The 321-nt window shown below is 73.8% G+C and carries 1 protein-coding gene; it reads left to right on the top strand.

The genetic code is table 11. The annotated features are described in order from the left end of the window. Window positions 1-309, top strand: a 309-nt coding sequence (locus tag IH13_RS0115645) for an SCO7613 C-terminal domain-containing membrane protein (protein ID WP_420713365.1), incomplete at its 5' end; no start/stop codon positions are given. Between the last annotated feature and the right edge of the window lie 12 nt (window positions 310-321).

Genomic DNA, 321 nt, shown 5'->3' on the forward strand with positions numbered 1-321 from the left:
ATCAGAGATGTGTATAAGAGACGGGATCCGTACTGGCTGCGCCCGCTGCTGCTGGGCGCGGCGGCCCTGGTGGTGACGCTGGCGGGGGCCCTGCGCCGGCTCCAGGCCCCGCTGGTGCTGGGTGGTGCGGTGCTGGCGCTGGACGCGCTGCACGAGCTGGCCCCGCATGTGGTGCAGGTCCTCGACGCGCTCCCCCGCTGGGCGTTCCCGGCGCTCGCCGGGCTGCTGCTGCTCGCGATCGGTGCGACGTACGAACAGCGGCTGCGCGACGCGCGCCGGGTGCGGGAGAGGCTCGGGCGGATGCGTTAGCGGCTACGGCAG

Source organism: Streptomyces sp. NRRL WC-3549, from assembly GCF_000721935.1.
Taxonomy (GTDB): domain Bacteria; phylum Actinomycetota; class Actinomycetes; order Streptomycetales; family Streptomycetaceae; genus Streptomyces.